The 17,108-nt window shown below is 51.6% G+C and carries 13 protein-coding genes and 1 rRNA gene; 8 read left to right on the plus strand and 6 right to left on the minus strand.

The annotated features are described in order from the left end of the window. Positions 1-12: 12 nt before the first annotated feature. The 6 genes from mnmG to rpmH all read right to left on the minus strand — a co-directional run bounded on the left by mnmG (position 13) and on the right by rpmH (position 5,723). Positions 13-1,902 (minus strand): tRNA uridine-5-carboxymethylaminomethyl(34) synthesis enzyme MnmG, encoded by a 1,890-nt coding sequence (gene mnmG / locus T260_RS122830; RefSeq protein ID WP_011232956.1) that lies wholly within the window; start codon positions 1,900-1,902, stop codon positions 13-15. Positions 1,903-1,920: 18 nt separating this feature from the next. After that, positions 1,921-3,309 carry a tRNA uridine-5-carboxymethylaminomethyl(34) synthesis GTPase MnmE gene (gene mnmE, locus T260_RS122825; protein WP_011232957.1) on the minus strand — a complete coding sequence of 463 codons (1,389 nt, stop codon included), beginning with the start codon at positions 3,307-3,309 and terminating at the stop codon, positions 1,921-1,923. A 344-nt stretch (positions 3,310-3,653) separates the two neighbouring features. Further along, complete coding sequence (gene jag, locus T260_RS122820) at positions 3,654-4,310, minus strand: RNA-binding cell elongation regulator Jag/EloR (protein ID WP_011232958.1); 657 nt, start codon at positions 4,308-4,310, stop codon at positions 3,654-3,656. Continuing rightward, complete coding sequence (gene spoIIIJ / locus T260_RS122815) at positions 4,307-5,071, minus strand: YidC family membrane integrase SpoIIIJ (protein WP_011232959.1); 765 nt, start codon at positions 5,069-5,071, stop codon at positions 4,307-4,309. The genes jag and spoIIIJ overlap by 4 nt, the downstream gene beginning before the upstream one ends. A gap of 72 nt (positions 5,072-5,143) precedes the next feature. Then, positions 5,144-5,509: a ribonuclease P protein component gene (gene rnpA, locus T260_RS122810; protein ID WP_011232960.1), complete on the minus strand. Its 366-nt coding sequence runs from the start codon at positions 5,507-5,509 to the stop codon at positions 5,144-5,146. Positions 5,510-5,588: 79 nt separating this feature from the next. Then, positions 5,589-5,723, minus strand: coding sequence for a 50S ribosomal protein L34 (gene rpmH / locus T260_RS122805; protein WP_003253900.1), 135 nt, complete (start codon positions 5,721-5,723; stop codon positions 5,589-5,591). 478 nt (positions 5,724-6,201) lie between these two features. Between rpmH and dnaA the strand changes: the two genes are divergently transcribed. The 8 genes from dnaA to T260_RS122765 all read left to right on the plus strand — a co-directional run. After that, positions 6,202-7,554 carry a chromosomal replication initiator protein DnaA gene (gene dnaA / locus T260_RS122800; RefSeq protein WP_011229517.1) on the plus strand — a complete coding sequence of 451 codons (1,353 nt, stop codon included), beginning with the start codon at positions 6,202-6,204 and terminating at the stop codon, positions 7,552-7,554. A 172-nt stretch (positions 7,555-7,726) separates the two neighbouring features. Further along, a complete protein-coding gene (gene dnaN / locus T260_RS122795; RefSeq protein WP_011229518.1) occupies positions 7,727-8,863 on the plus strand; it encodes a DNA polymerase III subunit beta in 1,137 nt (378 codons plus the stop codon). Between the two features lie 188 nt (positions 8,864-9,051). Beyond that, positions 9,052-9,282 (plus strand): S4 domain-containing protein YaaA, encoded by a 231-nt coding sequence (yaaA, locus tag T260_RS122790; RefSeq protein WP_012820418.1) that lies wholly within the window; start codon positions 9,052-9,054, stop codon positions 9,280-9,282. Positions 9,283-9,293: 11 nt separating this feature from the next. Then, positions 9,294-10,412, plus strand: coding sequence for a DNA replication/repair protein RecF (gene recF / locus T260_RS122785; protein WP_011229520.1), 1,119 nt, complete (start codon positions 9,294-9,296; stop codon positions 10,410-10,412). Positions 10,413-10,458: 46 nt separating this feature from the next. After that, positions 10,459-12,381 (plus strand): DNA topoisomerase (ATP-hydrolyzing) subunit B, encoded by a 1,923-nt coding sequence (gene gyrB, locus T260_RS122780; protein WP_014194553.1) that lies wholly within the window; start codon positions 10,459-10,461, stop codon positions 12,379-12,381. A 150-nt stretch (positions 12,382-12,531) separates the two neighbouring features. Beyond that, positions 12,532-14,988 carry a DNA gyrase subunit A gene (gene gyrA / locus T260_RS122775; RefSeq protein ID WP_011229522.1) on the plus strand — a complete coding sequence of 819 codons (2,457 nt, stop codon included), beginning with the start codon at positions 12,532-12,534 and terminating at the stop codon, positions 14,986-14,988. Positions 14,989-15,133: 145 nt separating this feature from the next. After that, positions 15,134-16,201 carry an HD-GYP domain-containing protein gene (locus T260_RS122770; protein WP_014194554.1) on the plus strand — a complete coding sequence of 356 codons (1,068 nt, stop codon included), beginning with the start codon at positions 15,134-15,136 and terminating at the stop codon, positions 16,199-16,201. Positions 16,202-16,528: 327 nt separating this feature from the next. Further along, positions 16,529-17,108 (plus strand): 16S ribosomal RNA (locus T260_RS122765); the annotation flags it as partial.

The raw sequence follows: 17,108 nt of genomic DNA on the forward strand, positions 1-17,108 counted from the left end.
TTCCCTCATTGTTTATTCATTCGACACGCGCGCGATTCTTCCTTGTTCCAAATACACTAATAATATCGAAATATCGGCCGGATTGACGCCGGAAATGCGCGACGCCTGGGCGATCGAAAGCGGGCGCACTTGTTTGAGCTTTTGCCGCGCCTCGGTTGCAAGCCCTTGGATGGCGTCGTAATCGATATCTTCCGGGATTTTTTTGTTTTCCATTTTTTTGAGCCGTTCGACTTCTTGCAACGATTTTTGGATGTAGCCCTCGTACTTGATTTGAATTTCGACTTGCTCAGCCACTTCCGGAGCGATCTCCTCGTCAGCCGGCGCCAGTTTTCGGATGTGCTCGTACGTCATCTCCGGGCGTCGGAGCAAATCGGCGGCGCGAATGCCGTCTTTCAGCTCGCTTCCACCCGCTTCACGGATGACTTCCTGCACTTTTGGCGTCGGTTTGATGATCACCGTTTGCAGCCGCTTTTTCTCTCGTTCGATCGCCTCTTTTTTCGCCAAAAATTTTTGATACCGCTCTTCGGAAATGAGACCGATCCGATAGCCGAGCTCGGTCAGGCGCAAATCGGCGTTGTCATGGCGAAGCAAAAGCCGGTACTCGGCACGCGACGTCAGCAGGCGGTACGGCTCATTCGTCCCTTTCGTCACCAAGTCGTCGATTAAAACGCCGATATAGGCATCAGAACGGCTTAAAATGATTTCTTCGCGGCCGAGCGCACGGTGGGCGGCGTTAATGCCGGCCATAATGCCTTGGCCCGCCGCTTCTTCATAGCCGGACGTGCCGTTGATTTGCCCTGCGGTATACAAGTTTTTCACAAGCTTCGTCTCGAGCGTCGGCCATAGCTGCGTCGGCACGATGGCATCATACTCGATCGCATAGCCAGCCCGCATGAGCTGCGCCTTCTCAAGTCCCGGGATCGTCTCGAGCAGCTTGCGCTGGATATGTTCCGGCAAACTTGTTGACAACCCTTGCACGTACACTTCTTCTGTTTCCCGCCCTTCCGGCTCGAGGAAAATTTGATGGCGCGGCTTATCGTGGAACCGGACGACTTTATCCTCGATCGATGGGCAATAGCGCGGCCCGGTTCCTTTGATCATGCCGGAGTACATCGGCGACAAGTGCAAGTTTTCATCGATGATGCGGTGTGTTTCCTCCGTCGTGTACGTCAGCCAGCACGGCAGCTGATCAGTGATGTATTTTGTCGTCTCGTACGAAAACGCGCGCGGCTCCTTGTCCCCCGGCTGAATTTCCGTTTTGCTGTAGTCGATCGTCCGGCTGTTGACGCGCGGCGGCGTGCCCGTTTTGAAGCGAACAAGCTCAAACCCAAGCTCTTCTAAATGCTCGGACAGCTTAATCGACGGTTGCTGGTTGTTCGGGCCGCTCGAATATTTAATGTCTCCGATGATGATTTCCCCGCGCAAAAACGTCCCGGTCGTAATGACGACCGCCTTGGCGTAATAATGCGCCCCCGTGTGAGTGATGACACCTTTGCAAACGCCGTCTTCGACGATCAGCCGCTCGACTTTTCCTTGCAGAAGCGTCAAATTTTCTTGATTTTCGAGTGTTTTTTTCATTTCCCGCTGGTACAGCACTTTATCGGCTTGCGCCCGAAGCGCGCGGACGGCTGGCCCTTTGCCGGTGTTTAGCATCCGCATTTGAATGTATGTTTTGTCAATGTTTTTTGCCATTTCCCCGCCGAGAGCGTCGATTTCGCGCACGACGATTCCTTTCGCCGGGCCGCCGATCGACGGGTTGCACGGCATGAACGCGATCATATCGAGGTTGAGCGTAATGACAAGCGTCTTCGCCCCGATGCGCGCCGAAGCTAATGCCGCTTCGCAGCCGGCATGGCCAGCGCCAACGACAATGACGTCATACGTTCCTCCATGGTAATCCATATGGCATTTCCTCCTCGCTTATTTTCCTAAACAAAACTGAGCAAACAGCTGATCAATCAAGCTTTCATGGACCGTATCACCAATGATTTCGCCAAGCAACTCCCATGCCCGGCGCAAATCGATTTGGACGAGATCAACCGGCATGCCGGCGTCAATGCCGGCCAAGGCATCCTCGATCGCTGTTTTCGCCTGCTCGAGCAAGGCGATATGGCGAGAGTTTGAAACGTACGTCAAATCGCCGGCTTCCAGCTCACCCCCAAAAAACAGGTCAGCAATCGCCTTCTCCAGTTCATCAATTCCTTGTTCATGCAACAGGGATGTCCCCACGACCGGCCGGCCGGCCGCCAGCTCCTTGACCCGCTCCATATCGATCCGCCGGGGCAAATCGGTTTTATTCACAATGACGATGGCGTCCATTCCCTCGATCATGGCAAACAGCCGCTCGTCCTCTTCCGTCAGCGGTTCATGATAATTCAAAACGAGCAAAATTAAGTCGGCCCGCTTCAACATTTGCTGCGAGCGCTCGACGCCGATCCGTTCGACGACATCTTCGGTTTCGCGGATGCCAGCCGTATCGATCAAGCGAAGCGGTACGCCCCGGACGTTGACATATTCCTCGATGACGTCGCGCGTCGTCCCCGGAATATCGGTGACGATCGCCCGATTTTCATGGGCGAGCGCATTCAAAAGCGACGATTTGCCGACGTTCGGCCGCCCGATGATGACCGTTGCCAGCCCTTCGCGCAATATTTTTCCTTGCGCGGCGGTCGACAGCAGCTTTTCAATTTGCCCGCGCACATATTCCGCCTTTTCCCGCAAAAGGCGCGGCGTCATTTCTTCGACATCATCGTATTCCGGATAATCGATATTGACTTCAACATGTGCCAGCGTCTCCAAAATCGTCTGCCGCAACTCGCGAATCAATTTTGACAGGCGCCCTTCCATTTGCTGTAGGGCGACGTTCATCGCTCGGTCGGTTTTGGCGCGGATCAGGTCGATGACTGCCTCAGCTTGAGATAAATCGATGCGCCCATTTAAAAACGCCCGCTTCGTAAACTCCCCCGGCTCGGCGAGCCGCGCCCCGTTTGCCAGCACGAGCTGCAGCACCCGATTGACGGAAACAAACCCGCCATGGCAGTTGATCTCGACCACGTCCTCGCGCGTAAACGTCTTCGGTGCGCGCATAACTGATACCATTACTTCTTCAACGACCCGTCCGCTTTTCGGATCGATGATATGCCCGTAGTGGATCGTGTGTGATGGAACGTCTTTGAGCCGCTTTCCGCTCGGGCTGCGGAAAAGCCGGTCAGCGATCTCAACCGCTTGATCTCCGCTCAACCGAACGATGGCAATCGCCCCTTCGCCCATCGGCGTCGAAATGGCGGCGATCGTATCAAATTCCGTCAAAGCTGTTCACCTCTCTTTGCTCCGCTTTCTCTATATCCACAGCCCGTTTTGGCCGCTTTTTTTCCTTGTGCATATTCACTTAGTTCAATTTTAACTTATCCACATGTGAATAACAATACAGCGCGCTCAACGCGGTTGTTGAAAAATATAAGCGGCGGCCGTCAAAAAAAAGTTGGTGGAAACTAGTGATTGCTTCACAATCATCTGGACGGATAGGCAAAAAAGACCGTTGCTGCGCTGTTTCCCCATTTGAAGAAGCTCTTGCTGGAGCGTTTCCCCCATTTCCATCGCCAATCTTCCAGGCGGCGCCAATACCGTAAAAAAAGAGGCCGCCTCTCTACAGTTTAGCGAGGCGCCTCTTTTTTCGGCGACATTTTGCCTGTTTTCGGAGCGACGACAATCGAACGGTGCGGATCAACGCCAACGGAATAGGTCAAGACGTGCTTGTTGTCAGCCAGCGCTGCATGGATGATCTTCCGTTCATGCGCCGGCAACGGCTCCAACCTTACTTCTTTTCCCGTCTTCACCGCCCGGGCGGCCAGCTTGTGCGCCAGTTCGATCAGCGCCTTTTCCCTTCGTTCGCGGTAATTTTCGACATCGACGGCAATCGACACGTATTCGTCAGCATGGCGGTTGGCGACGAGCTGCGCCAAAAACTGAAGAGCGTTTAACGTTTGCCCGTGCTTGCCGATCAATAGACCGACCGGCCCCCCGTGCACATGAAGCGTCACCTGCTTGCCGCGGCGGACGGCTTCGATGCTTGCCCCTTCCGCCCCCATTTGCGCGATGACTTGCTGCAAAAAGCGAACCGTCTCCTCAACCGGGTCGATTTTCAGCACGGCTTTCACAACCGCCGGCCGGCCGCCAAACAAGCCAAACCAACCTCTTTTCCCTTCATCGAGCACAACAATAACCGCACGCTCTCGAGGCACGCCAAGCTGCGCGAGCGCCAACTGCACCGCCTCTTCGACTGTCCGGGCAGTCGCGGTCACTTCTTTCACTTTTTCGCTCCTCCTGAATGGGCGGCAATCTCCGGCCCTTTAATGAGATACGTTTGCACAATGGAGAAAATATTTCCGACGACCCAGTAAAGCGACAAAGCAGCTGGGAAGTTGATCGCGAAAATGACGATCATAATCGGCATCATCCAAAGCATCATCGCCATTTGTGGATTTTGCTGAGCGGAGCCGGCCATCATGATTTTCTGCTGGATGAACGTCGTCACGCCGGCAATGACCGGCAAAATGTAGTACGGGTCTTTTTCGCCAAGGTCAAACCATAAAAAATTATGTTGGGCAATTTCTCTCGTCCGCATGATGGCATGGTAAAATCCAATTAAAATCGGCATCTGGATCAAAATCGGGAAGCAGCCGGCCATTGGGTTGACGCCGTGCTTTTGGAATAAGAGCATCATCTCTTGCTGGAGCTTTTGTTGAGTTTGCGCGTCTTTTGAGCTGTATTTTTTGCGGAGCGCTTCAATTTCCGGCTGAAGCGCTTGCATCGCCTTCGCGTTGCGCGTCTGTTGAATCATCAGCGGCAAAATCAATAAGCGGATCAAAATGGTGACGACAATGATGGACAACCCAAAGCTTCCGCCGAGCAGCCCGGCGACATATTTGATCAGCCAAGAAAGCGGATAAACGATATACTCGTTCCAAAACCCCTTGCTTTCCGGGGTGATCGGTTTGTGAATTTCCGTGCATCCGGCCAGCACAGCCGCTAACGCACCGAACAAAATGATGAATCTGATTCGCCTTTTCACCTTCTTTTTCCTCCCACATATACAAGTTCACGTATGTATTTTACCATTTTTTTTGCCGCGTGGAGCATTTTTTCAAGCCGAATGCGACGGTTGGCCTCCTTTTTTCAGCCCTCCGGATTTCCGGAGCACATGGATTAAACTTTTTTTTACTTCCGCATAATTCATCTCCGCCACCGGCTGCCTAGCGATAACGACATAGTCTTTGCCAGGGGCAATCTCCTCTTTCAATTCGAGGAAGCATTGGCGGATGTAGCGCTTGATTCGATTTCGGACGACAGCCTTGCCAAGTTTTTTGCTGACAGACAGCCCGATGCGAAAATAAGGCTGCTCCGGGCGGTCAAGCGTGTAGATGACAAACTGGCGGTTGGCCGTTGAAGCGCCCCTCTGAAACACTTCCTGGAACTCTTCGTTTTTCTTGATCCGATACTTTTTTTTCATTCTCCCCAAACACTCCATTTGCCTAATTTCCCGGCGGCAAAATATTGAGAAAAAAGACCACTGAAACTTCAGTGGCCTATTATGCAGACAAAACTTTTCTTCCTTTGCGGCGGCGGCGCGCCAACACTTTTCTGCCGTTTCTCGTGCTCATGCGCGCGCGGAATCCGTGCACTTTGCTTCGTTTCCGTCTATTCGGTTGATACGTCCGTTTCATCTATGACACCTCCCTAGGGAATAACAGTTACGGGCAGTCTTTCTCATTATATTGAACAATCTTAGCAAATGTCAACCGCCTCTTCGTTTTTCCAACTCTGATCAGCGCTGTGGATAAATTTTTTCTCCCTATCAACAATCCACAACATTTATCGACATTTTTTTCACATATTCAATGGTGTGGATAATGATTTTTTCACATCCCGTCCATTTTGTGGATAATCAAAAAAATCCCGTTGCAACAAGCCGCTTTATTTGCTATTATTATTGTGTTTTCACTATGGATAATTATGTGGATAAGAGGAGTCTATCCACATTTTGTGGATAGATTGTGGATAGTTTTTTCACAACGCGTTAATAATGTTACCCACAGATGGTGGATTTTGTCGAAAAGCTTCTTTATTTCCTTAATATGCTTTTTCCACAAACTTATTTTTTTAAACAAACGATCATCCTCTGACTTAAGGGAGGGGCAACGGGTGGAAAATATCCATGACTTATGGGATCGCGTGCTCGCGGAGATTGAACAAAAAATCAGCAAGCCGAGCTTTGAAACTTGGCTCAAGTCAACAAAAGCCCACTCTTTACGAGGTGACACGCTCGTCATCGTAGCCCCGAACGAGTTTGCTAGAGATTGGCTTGATTCTCGCTACTCTCATTTGATTGCGGAAACGATCTACACCATCACGGGCGAAGAATTGGCCGTCAAGTTTATCATTCCGCCAAATCAGGATGATGAAGAACTAGAGTTCCAGTCATCTAAGAAAAAGCAACGGAAACCGTATGAAGAGACAAACGATTTCCCACAAAGCATGTTAAATCCGAAATACACGTTCGATACGTTTGTCATCGGCTCCGGCAACCGGTTCGCCCATGCCGCTTCACTGGCGGTCGCTGAGGCTCCGGCCAAAGCATACAACCCCTTGTTTATCTATGGCGGCGTCGGACTTGGAAAAACACACTTAATGCACGCGATCGGTCATTACGTGATTGAACATAACCCATCGGCGAAAGTGGTCTATTTATCTTCAGAGAAATTTACGAATGAGTTTATTAACGCCATCCGAGACAACCGCCCTGACGACTTTCGCAACAAGTATCGGAACGTTGACGTCCTACTGATCGATGATATTCAGTTTTTGGCCGGAAAAGAACAAACGCAAGAAGAATTTTTCCATACGTTTAATACGCTGCACGAGGAGAGCAAGCAAATCGTCATCTCAAGCGATCGACCGCCGAAAGAAATCCCAACACTCGAAGACCGCTTGCGTTCGCGCTTTGAGTGGGGGCTCATCACCGACATTACGCCGCCTGATTTGGAGACGCGGATCGCTATCCTCCGCAAAAAGGCGAAGGCGGAGGGGTTTGACATTCCAAACGAGGTAATGCTTTATATCGCCAATCAAATTGACTCGAACATCCGCGAGCTTGAGGGCGCTCTCATTCGCGTCGTCGCTTATTCGTCGCTCATCAACAAAGAGATCACCGCTGACTTGGCAGCAGAGGCATTGAAAGACATCATCCCGAGCGCAAAGCCGAAGGTAATCACGATTCAAGACATTCAGCGCGTTGTTGGACAGCATTTCAACATCAAGATGGAAGATTTTAAAGCGAAAAAGCGAACAAAATCGGTCGCGTTCCCTCGGCAAATTGCCATGTATCTCTCCCGCGAACTGACCGACTGTTCGTTGCCGAAAATCGGCGATGAATTTGGGGGACGCGATCATACAACCGTCATCCACGCCCATGAAAAAATATCAAAGCTTTTGCAAACCGATACGCAGCTGCAAAGGCATATACAAGAGATTCAAGAAAAGCTGAAGCAACTGTGAACAACTGTCTCGGTTTTATGCACAGCTTATCCACATGTGGACAGGCTGTGCTTGCTTCGCTTTTTTTGTTTATCCACATACTAACAAGCCATACGACTAGTACTACGGTTTTTATTTTTATATTTTTATAATTTATTTCCGACGATCTAAAGAAACGGGGAGGAACAGCAACGTGAACATTTCCATTGACCGCGAAGCGTTGGCCAAGAGCGTCCAAGACGTGATGAAAGCCGTATCGACAAGAACGACGATTCCGATTTTGACCGGAATCAAACTAACAGCAACCGCCTCGGGAGTAACGCTGACCGGAAGCGATTCCGACATTTCAATTGAATCGTTTATTCCGCTTGAAAAAGAAGGCAAGTTGCTCGTTGACGTGAAAAGACCGGGGAGCATCGTACTGCAGGCGCGCTTTTTCTCTGAAATCGTGAAAAAACTGCCGCAACAAACGGTGGAAATCGAAACGGAAGACAACTTTTTGACGATCATCCGCTCGGGGCACTCAGAATTCCGCCTCAATGGGCTAAACGCCGACGAATATCCGCGCCTGCCGCAAATTGAAGAAGAAAACGTGTTTCAAATCCCGGCTGATTTATTGAAAACCGTGATTCGGCAAACGGTGTTCGCCGTTTCTACATCGGAAACGCGCCCAATCTTGACAGGTGTCAACTGGAAAGTTGAACATGGCGAGCTTGTCTGCACAGCGACCGACAGTCATCGCTTAGCCATGCGCAAAGTGAAAATTGAGTCGGAAAATGAAGTATCATACAACGTCGTCATCCCTGGAAAAAGTCTTAATGAGCTCAGCAAAATTTTGGATGACGGCAACCACCCGGTGGACATCGTCATGACAGCCAATCAAGTGCTATTTAAGGCCGAGCACCTTCTCTTCTTTTCCCGGCTGCTTGACGGCAACTATCCGGAGACGGCCCGCTTGATTCCAACAGAAAGCAAAACGACCATGATCGTCAATACAAAAGAGTTTCTGCAGGCAATCGACCGAGCGTCCTTGCTTGCTCGAGAAGGAAGGAACAACGTTGTGAAACTAACGACGCTTCCTGGAGGAATGCTCGAAATTTCTTCGATTTCTCCGGAGATCGGGAAAGTGACGGAGCAGCTGCAAACGGAGTCTCTTGAAGGGGAAGAGTTGAACATTTCGTTCAGCGCGAAATATATGATGGACGCGTTGCGGGCGCTTGATGGAACAGACATTCAAATCAGCTTCACTGGGGCCATGCGGCCGTTCCTGTTGCGCCCGCTTCATACCGATTCGATGCTTCAGCTCATTTTGCCGGTGAGAACATATTGACCCACCGCCCTCCTATTGGCGAAAACCATTCAGCTTCAAGGGCAAAAGCCGCCCGACAACGCTGCTTTTTCTCAAGTCCGATGAGAAGGCGGGCAACATCTATGCCCATCCTTCCCATCGGCTTTCTTTGCGAGTGGGCGGATTTTTCGGTAAAATAAAAGAATAGGCAGTTTGAAGGAAAGCGAGCGATGACACGGATGGAACAACGGGTGACGATTACAACGGAAACGATTACGCTGGGGCAGCTTTTGAAACTTGTGCGATTGATCGATACTGGCGGTGCGGCCAAATGGTTTTTGCAGGAACATCACGTGCTTGTCAATGGAGAACGGGAAAACCGGCGCGGGCGAAAGCTGAGAGACGGCGACCGGATCGACATTGAACCGTTTGGCACGTTCGTCGTCGTAAAAGCGGAGTAGGTGAAGGTTCGGTGTTTTTGACCAACTTAACGTTGACGAATTACCGGAATTATGAGTATGAAACGCTGAATTTTGGTGAGGGCGTGAACGTCATCTTAGGAGAAAATGCCCAAGGAAAGACGAACATGATGGAGGCCATTTATGTTTTGGCTATGGCGAAGTCGCACCGCACGTCCAACGATAAAGACCTTATCCGTTGGAATGAAGAGTATGCTAAAATAGAAGGAAGAGCGGAAAAACGAAGCGGGTCGTTAACGCTTGAGTTGCTTATTTCAAAAAAAGGAAAAAAAGCAAGATGCAACCATATTGAACAGCAGCGGCTCAGCCAATACGTCGGCCATTTGAATGTCGTCATGTTTGCTCCCGAAGACTTGAATTTAGTCAAGGGAAGTCCGCAAGTGCGGCGCCGATTTGTCGATATGGAAATCGGGCAAGTGTCGCCTGTGTATATACATGATTTGAGCCAATACCAAAAGCTGCTGCAACAACGCAATCATTACTTAAAAATGATGCAGGCGCGCGAGCGGAGCGATGAGGCGGTTCTTGATGTGTTAACTGAGCAGCTTGTATTGCTGGCGGCCAAAATTACGCTGCGGCGCCGCCAGTTTTTGTCGCTGCTTGAGCAATGGGCGATGCCAATCCACTATGAAATCAGCCGCGGCGCCGAACAGCTTTGCATCCGATACGAACCGTCGGTCGACGTATCAGAAAAGGCGGAATTGTCGAGAATAGTAGAAGCATACAGTGAAACGTTCGCCGCCATGAGGGAACGGGAAGTTCAGCGGGGAACAACGCTGGTCGGCCCGCATCGTGATGACATCGCGTTTTTCGTGAATGGAAAAAACGTGCAAACTTTCGGTTCCCAGGGGCAACAACGTACAACCGCGCTAGCGGTCAAGCTGGCAGAACTTGAGCTCATCTTTTCCGAGTTAGGCGATTACCCCATTTTATTGCTGGATGATGTGTTGTCAGAACTTGATGACTTTCGGCAAACCCACCTCCTTGATGCCATCCGGAAAAAAGTGCAAACTTTTGTCACAACAACAAGCATTGACGGCATTAAGCACGATATCATTCAAGAAGCGGCTATTTATCGAGTCCATTCTGGTTCGGTAACCGCTCCTTCTTGACCGCGAGACCGTTGAACGTTTGCAAAGAAAGCGTAGGTGATCAGGCATGACAATGGAACAACGGGTTGAGCAGACGTACGATGCAAGCCAAATCCAAGTGCTTGAAGGCCTTGAAGCGGTCCGCAAGCGCCCGGGGATGTACATCGGCTCGACGGGGCCGAAAGGACTGCACCATCTCGTTTGGGAAATCGTCGACAACAGCATCGACGAGGCGTTGGCGGGCTATTGCACAAACATCGATGTGACGATCGGCAAAGACAACAGCATCACCGTCGCCGACAACGGGCGTGGCATTCCGGTTGACATTCACGAGGCGACCGGGCGTCCCGCCGTCGAAGTCATTATGACCGTCCTTCATGCCGGTGGGAAATTTGGCGGAGGGGGCTATAAAGTGTCCGGCGGCTTGCACGGCGTTGGCGCTTCGGTCGTCAACGCCTTATCGGAATGGCTCGAAGTTTACGTCTATCGGGATGGAAAAATCCATTACCAGCGGTACGAGCGCGGAGAACCGTGCACCGACTTGCAAGTCATCGGCGAGACAGACCGGACCGGAACGACGACCCGTTTTAAGCCGGACCCGGAAATTTTCACTGAGACGACCGAATTTGACTATGAAACGCTGGCCACTCGGTTGCGTGAGCTCGCCTTTCTAAATCGCGGCTTAAAAATCACGCTGACGGACGAACGGGTTGACAGCCGAAAAAACGAATATGTTTACGAAGGCGGCATTCGTTCATACGTCCGTCATTTGAACCGAACACGAGAAGTGCTGCACGAAGAGCCAATTTATATCGCTGGCGAGCGTGACGGCATTGCCGTAGAAATCGCCTTGCAGTACAACGACGGCTATACGAGCAATATTTATTCGTTTGTCAACAACATTCATACGCATGAAGGCGGCACACATGAATCTGGCTTTAAAATGGCGCTGACGCGCATTATCAATGATTACGCTCGCAAGCAGCAAATTTTTAAAGAAAACGACACGAATTTGACTGGCGAAGATGTGCGCGAAGGGCTGACGGCCATCGTGTCGATCAAGCATCCATCGCCGCAGTTTGAAGGGCAAACGAAAACGAAGCTCGGCAACAGCGATGCGCGCACGGTGACCGACGCTGTCTTTTCCGAACAATTTGAAACGTTTTTGCTTGAAAATCCGACGATTGCCCGAAAAATCGTCGAAAAAGGCATGATGGCGGCGCGGGCGCGGCTGGCGGCGAAAAAAGCGCGCGAACTGACGCGGCGCAAAAGTGCGCTTGAAATTTCCAATTTGCCGGGCAAACTGGCTGACTGTTCGTCAAGAGACCCGTCGATCAGCGAGCTGTATGTCGTCGAGGGCGATTCGGCCGGCGGCTCCGCGAAACAAGGGCGCGACCGCCATTTCCAAGCGATTTTGCCGCTGCGCGGGAAAATCCTTAACGTGGAAAAAGCGCGCTTGGACAAAATTTTGTCGAACAATGAGGTGCGGGCGATTATTACCGCCCTTGGCACGGGCATTGGCGAAGAGTTTGACATCTCAAAGGCGCGTTACCATAAGGTCATCATCATGACCGACGCCGATGTTGACGGGGCCCATATTCGCACGCTTCTTTTAACATTTTTTTACCGTTATATGCGGGAATTGATTGAACACGGCTACATTTATATCGCTCAGCCGCCGCTGTATAAAATCGAGCAGGGAAAACAGGTGCGTTACGCTTACAACGACCGCCAGCTTGAGAAAATCCTTGCCGAGCTGCCGGACCAGCCAAAACCGACGATTCAACGCTATAAAGGATTGGGCGAAATGAATCCGGAGCAACTTTGGGAAACGACGATGAATCCGGAAACGAGAACGTTGCTGCAAGTGAGCTTGCAAGACGCCATTGACGCAGATGAAACGTTTGAAATTTTAATGGGCGATAAAGTTGAGCCGCGCCGCCAGTTCATCGAAGAAAATGCCCGTTATGTGAAAAACTTGGACATTTAGGATAAAAAAAGAGGGAATCAGCCGCCCTCCTCGCTTCACCTTGCCGACGGGGACACCCGGCGCGCGAGCGAAGCGGCGCCCGCCGTCCGTCCGCGTCCGCCTGGCCGGGCGGTCCGGACTGGAGGAGGTTTCAAAGGGAGGTTTGAACGAATGGCAGAACACGAACAACCGCGCATCCGCGAAGTGAACATCAGCCAGGAAATGCGTTCTTCGTTTCTTGACTATGCGATGAGCGTCATCGTTTCGCGCGCCCTGCCGGACGTGCGCGACGGGCTGAAGCCGGTGCATCGCCGCATTTTATATGCCATGCACGACCTCGGCATGACTGCCGATAAACCGTATAAAAAGTCGGCTCGCATCGTCGGCGAAGTGATCGGGAAATATCATCCGCACGGGGATGCCGCCGTGTATGACACGATGGTGCGCATGGCGCAAGATTTCAACTACCGCTACATGCTTGTCGACGGACATGGCAACTTCGGATCGATTGACGGCGACGCGGCAGCAGCGATGCGCTACACGGAAGCGCGCATGTCGAAAATCGCCATGGAGCTTTTGCGCGATATCAACAAAGACACGATTGACTATCAAGACAACTATGACGGTTCGGAAAAAGAACCGGTCGTGCTGCCGTCCCGGTTTCCTAATTTGCTTGTCAACGGTTCATCCGGCATCGCTGTCGGAATGGCGACGAACATTCCGCCGCACCAGCTTGGCGAAGTGATTGATGCCTTGTTGGCATTAAGCCAAAATCCGGAGATGACGGTTGCCGATTTGATGGAATACATCCCAGGACCTGACTTTCCAACCGCTGGACAAATTATCGGCCGCAGCGGCATCCGCAAGGCGTACGAAACGGGTCGCGGCTCCATTACATTGCGCGCCAAGGCCGAAATCGAGCAGCAGCCAAACGGCAAGGAAACGATCATTGTGACCGAGCTCCCTTACCAAGTAAACAAGGCGAAACTGATCGAGCGGATCGCCGAACTTGTGCGCGACAAAAAAATTGACGGCATCACCGACTTGCGCGACGAGTCGGATCGGAGCGGCATGCGCATCGTTATCGAAGTGCGGCGCGATGCCAACGCGAAGGTTGTGTTGAACAATTTGTACAAACATACGGCATTGCAAACGAGTTTTGGCATCAACATGCTTGCTTTGGTAAACGGCGAGCCGAAAGTGCTGAACTTAAAAGAGTGTTTGGAGCATTATTTAAACCATCAAAAAACCGTCATCCGCCGGCGGACGGCGTTTGAGCTGAAAAAAGCCGAGGCGCGTGCTCACATTCTGGAAGGGTTGCGCATCGCCCTTGACCATTTGGATGAAGTGATCGACCTCATCCGCCGCTCACAGACAACGGAGGCGGCGCGCGAAGGGCTGATGGCGCGGTTCTCACTCAGTGAACGGCAAGCGCAGGCGATTTTGGATATGCGCCTGCAACGGTTAACCGGCCTTGAGCGGGAAAAAATCGAACAAGAATACCAAGACCTTGTCCGTCTGATCGCAGAACTGAGAGGCGTATTGGCCGACGAAGAGAAAGTATTGCAAATCATTCGCGATGAACTGAGCGAAATTAAGGAGCGGTTCAACGATGAGCGGCGCACGGAAATCGTTTCAGGAGCCGTTGAGCAGTTCGATGACGAGGATTTAATTCCACAAGAGCATGTCGTCATCACGCTTACTCATAAAGGCTACATCAAGCGCTTGCCTTTATCGACGTACCGGAGCCAAAAACGCGGCGGACGGGGCGTGCAAGGCATGCATACGGCGGAAGACGATTTTGTCGAACATTTGCTCATTACGTCGACTCATGACACCGTGCTGTTTTTCACGAATAAAGGGAAAGTATATCAGGCAAAAGGCTACGAGATTCCGGAATTCGGCCGCACAGCCAAAGGGCTGCCGATCATCAACTTGCTTGAGCTCGATAAAGATGAGTGGATCAACGCCATGATTCCGATTGAAAGCGAGTTTAGCGATGAACGCTACCTCGTGTTTGCGACAAAGCAAGGAATTGCCAAACGTTCCCCGCTTTCAGCGTTCGCCCATATTCGCAACAACGGGCTTATCGCCATCCATTTGCGCGAAGGGGATGAACTGATTTCTGTCCGGCTGACGGATGGCAAAAAGCATTTGATCATCGGTACGAAAAACGGCATGCTCATCCGTTTTCCGGAAACCGACGTGCGGGCGATGGGCCGCAGCGCGACTGGAGTCAAAGCGATCACGCTTGATGACGGGGATGAAGTAGTTGGCATGGAAATTTTAGAAGACCATCATGATGTGCTTGTCGTCACGAAAAAAGGGTTCGGCAAGCGCACTCCGGCCTCGGAATACCGCGTGCAAAGCCGCGGGGGCAAAGGATTGAAAACGTGCAACGTCACGGATAAAAACGGTCCTGTCGTTGCGGTGACAACCGTCGTCGGCAATGAAGACGTCATGGTGATCACGACCGGCGGCGTGCTCATTCGCATTGCCGTCAGCGATATTTCTCGGACGGGAAGAATCGCCCAAGGCGTTAAGCTCATTCGCCTCTCTGGCGAAGATGGGCATGAGTGCGTCGCTACGGTGGCGAAAGTGCCTGAGGAAGAAAGGGACGAGGAATAAAGAAGAAGATCATTCAGCCTAACGGAAACGGCGCTTCGCCTATAGGCGCGGGGCGTCGTTTTTCTGTTTCAAAAGCCTGCCATCGCGGCCAAAATCATGTTACGATAGAAATACAGAGAAAAAAAGACAAAGGGGGCACTAATCGATGGTCCGTGTGAAACGCTCCCAGCTTCGCGAAGGATGCGTGCTCGCTGAAGATGTGCTCGGCAAGACGAAACGTCCAATTATACCGAAAAACACCGTGATCACGAAACCGTTGCTACTCGTACTTGAAAAATTCCTCGTTGAGGAAGTGGACGTTGAACCATTGCTTGCTAACGGTGAACCATTTCCCAACGTCGATTCCGCATCAACGGCGGTTGCCAAACAGCCGATGGCCTTCTACTTAGAGGCGGTCCAACGATACAAAACATGGTTTCAATCGTGGCAAGCCGGTTTGCCGGTTGATATCGGCGAAATCAGAGGGGTCATCATTTCGCTTTTTGAACGAATGGCGGGCCAAAAACGGGAGTTGCTTATGTTGCATCATTACGCAACAAAGGACGAATATTTGCACCATCATGCCGTCAGCGTCGGGCTGCTCGCGGGCTTTTTGGCCATGCAGCTTGGATACAGCGAAGGGGAATGCCACCAAATCGCCCTTGCCGGTGTGCTAGCAGACTGTGGCATGGCGAAAGTAAGTAAGAGAATTTTGACAAATCCGTCGGCGCTCACTGAAGCCGAGTTCAATGAAGTAAAGCAGCACCCTGTCTTCAGCTACCGCATGGTGCAAAAAATCCCTGCGCTAAACCATGGGGCAAAACTTGCTGTGTTGCAACATCATGAACGAAATGACGGCAGCGGCTACCCGCTCGGAGTAAAAGCAGAAAGAATTCACCCTTACAGCCAGATCGTTGCCGTCGCTGATGTCTACCATGCCATGACTTCAGAACGGTTATACCGTCGCAAACAGTCGCCGTTTCGGGCCATTGAAACGATGCAAAGGGAGCAGTTCGGCAAACTGAGTACAGAAGCTGTCGCCGCGCTGGTGAACAATCTCATCGGCCTACAAACAGGAGCCGTCGTCAAACTCTCCAACGGCGAAATGGCTGAAGTTATGTTTATTCCTTCGGACGAGCCAGCCCGGCCGATCGTCAAGATCATCGAAACCGGACAGTTGCTGTCACTAAGCGTTCAGCGGGACATATATATCGAGGAAATGGTGCAAGGTTGATCAGTGTCAGTTCCAAAAAATACTATTGCCTAAACAACATCCACATGATACAATCAACATTGCTTGTGACGGTAAAGAAATAAAAAAGTTGTTGACTTTTCGTTGTCCATGGGTTATTATTTAATAGCTGTCATCATTAAGGGACAGCGAAAAAGCTCCTTGAAAACTAAACAAAACGCAAGCGTCATAAGAAAAGCTGAGGCTCGCGGGTCGCCGCGATGGGCAAATGTTCTTCGCCTGCAGGGATTTACAATCCCGAAGGCGAAAGTTATTTGACCCCGAGAGGCGGCGGGCCGAAGCTGGACAATGCGAAAAGCCAATCAACTTTCTTTGGAGAGTTTGATCCTGGCTCAGGACGAACGCTGGCGGCGTGCCTAATACATGCAAGTCGAGCGGGCNTTTGGTCAGCGGCGGACGGGTGAGTAACACGTGGGCAACCTGCCCGCAAGACCGGGATAACTCCGGGAAACCGGAGCTAATACCGGATAACACCGAAGACCGCATGGTCTTTGGTTGAAAGGCGGCCTTTGGCTGTCACTTGCGGATGGGCCCGCGGCGCATTAGCTAGTTGGTGAGGTAACGGCTCACCAAGGCGACGATGCGTAGCCGGCCTGAGAGGGTGACCGGCCACACTGGGACTGAGACACGGCCCAGACTCCTACGGGAGGCAGCAGTAGGGAATCTTCCGCAATGGGCGAAAGCCTGACGGAGCGACGCCGCGTGAGCGAAGAAGGCCTTCGGGTCGTAAAGCTCTGTTGTGAGGGACGAAGGAGCGCCGTTCGAAGAGGGCGGCGCGGTGACGGTACCTCACGAGAAAGCCCCGGCTAACTACGTGCCAGCAGCCGCGGTAATACGTAGGGGGCGAGCGTTGTCCGGAATTATTGGGCGTAAAGCGCGCGCAGGCGGT

The organism is Geobacillus thermopakistaniensis (assembly GCF_000498995.1).
GTDB lineage: Bacteria > Bacillota > Bacilli > Bacillales > Anoxybacillaceae > Geobacillus > Geobacillus thermoleovorans.

What these genes read in the sequence shown, in the direction of transcription:
- mnmG (WP_011232956.1), bottom strand. Translation starts at nt 1,902, where the DNA reads ATGGATTACCATGGAGGAACGTATGACGTCATTGTCGTTGGCGCTGGC.
- rnpA (WP_011232960.1), bottom strand. Translation starts at nt 5,509, where the DNA reads ATGAAAAAAAAGTATCGGATCAAGAAAAACGAAGAGTTCCAGGAAGTG.
- rpmH (WP_003253900.1), bottom strand. Translation starts at nt 5,723, where the DNA reads ATGAAACGGACGTATCAACCGAATAGACGGAAACGAAGCAAAGTGCAC.
- yaaA (WP_012820418.1), top strand. Translation starts at nt 9,052, where the DNA reads ATGACACGGATGGAACAACGGGTGACGATTACAACGGAAACGATTACG.
- gyrB (WP_014194553.1), top strand. Translation starts at nt 10,459, where the DNA reads ATGACAATGGAACAACGGGTTGAGCAGACGTACGATGCAAGCCAAATC.
- gyrA (WP_011229522.1), top strand. Translation starts at nt 12,532, where the DNA reads ATGGCAGAACACGAACAACCGCGCATCCGCGAAGTGAACATCAGCCAG.
- T260_RS122770 (WP_014194554.1), top strand. Translation starts at nt 15,134, where the DNA reads ATGGTCCGTGTGAAACGCTCCCAGCTTCGCGAAGGATGCGTGCTCGCT.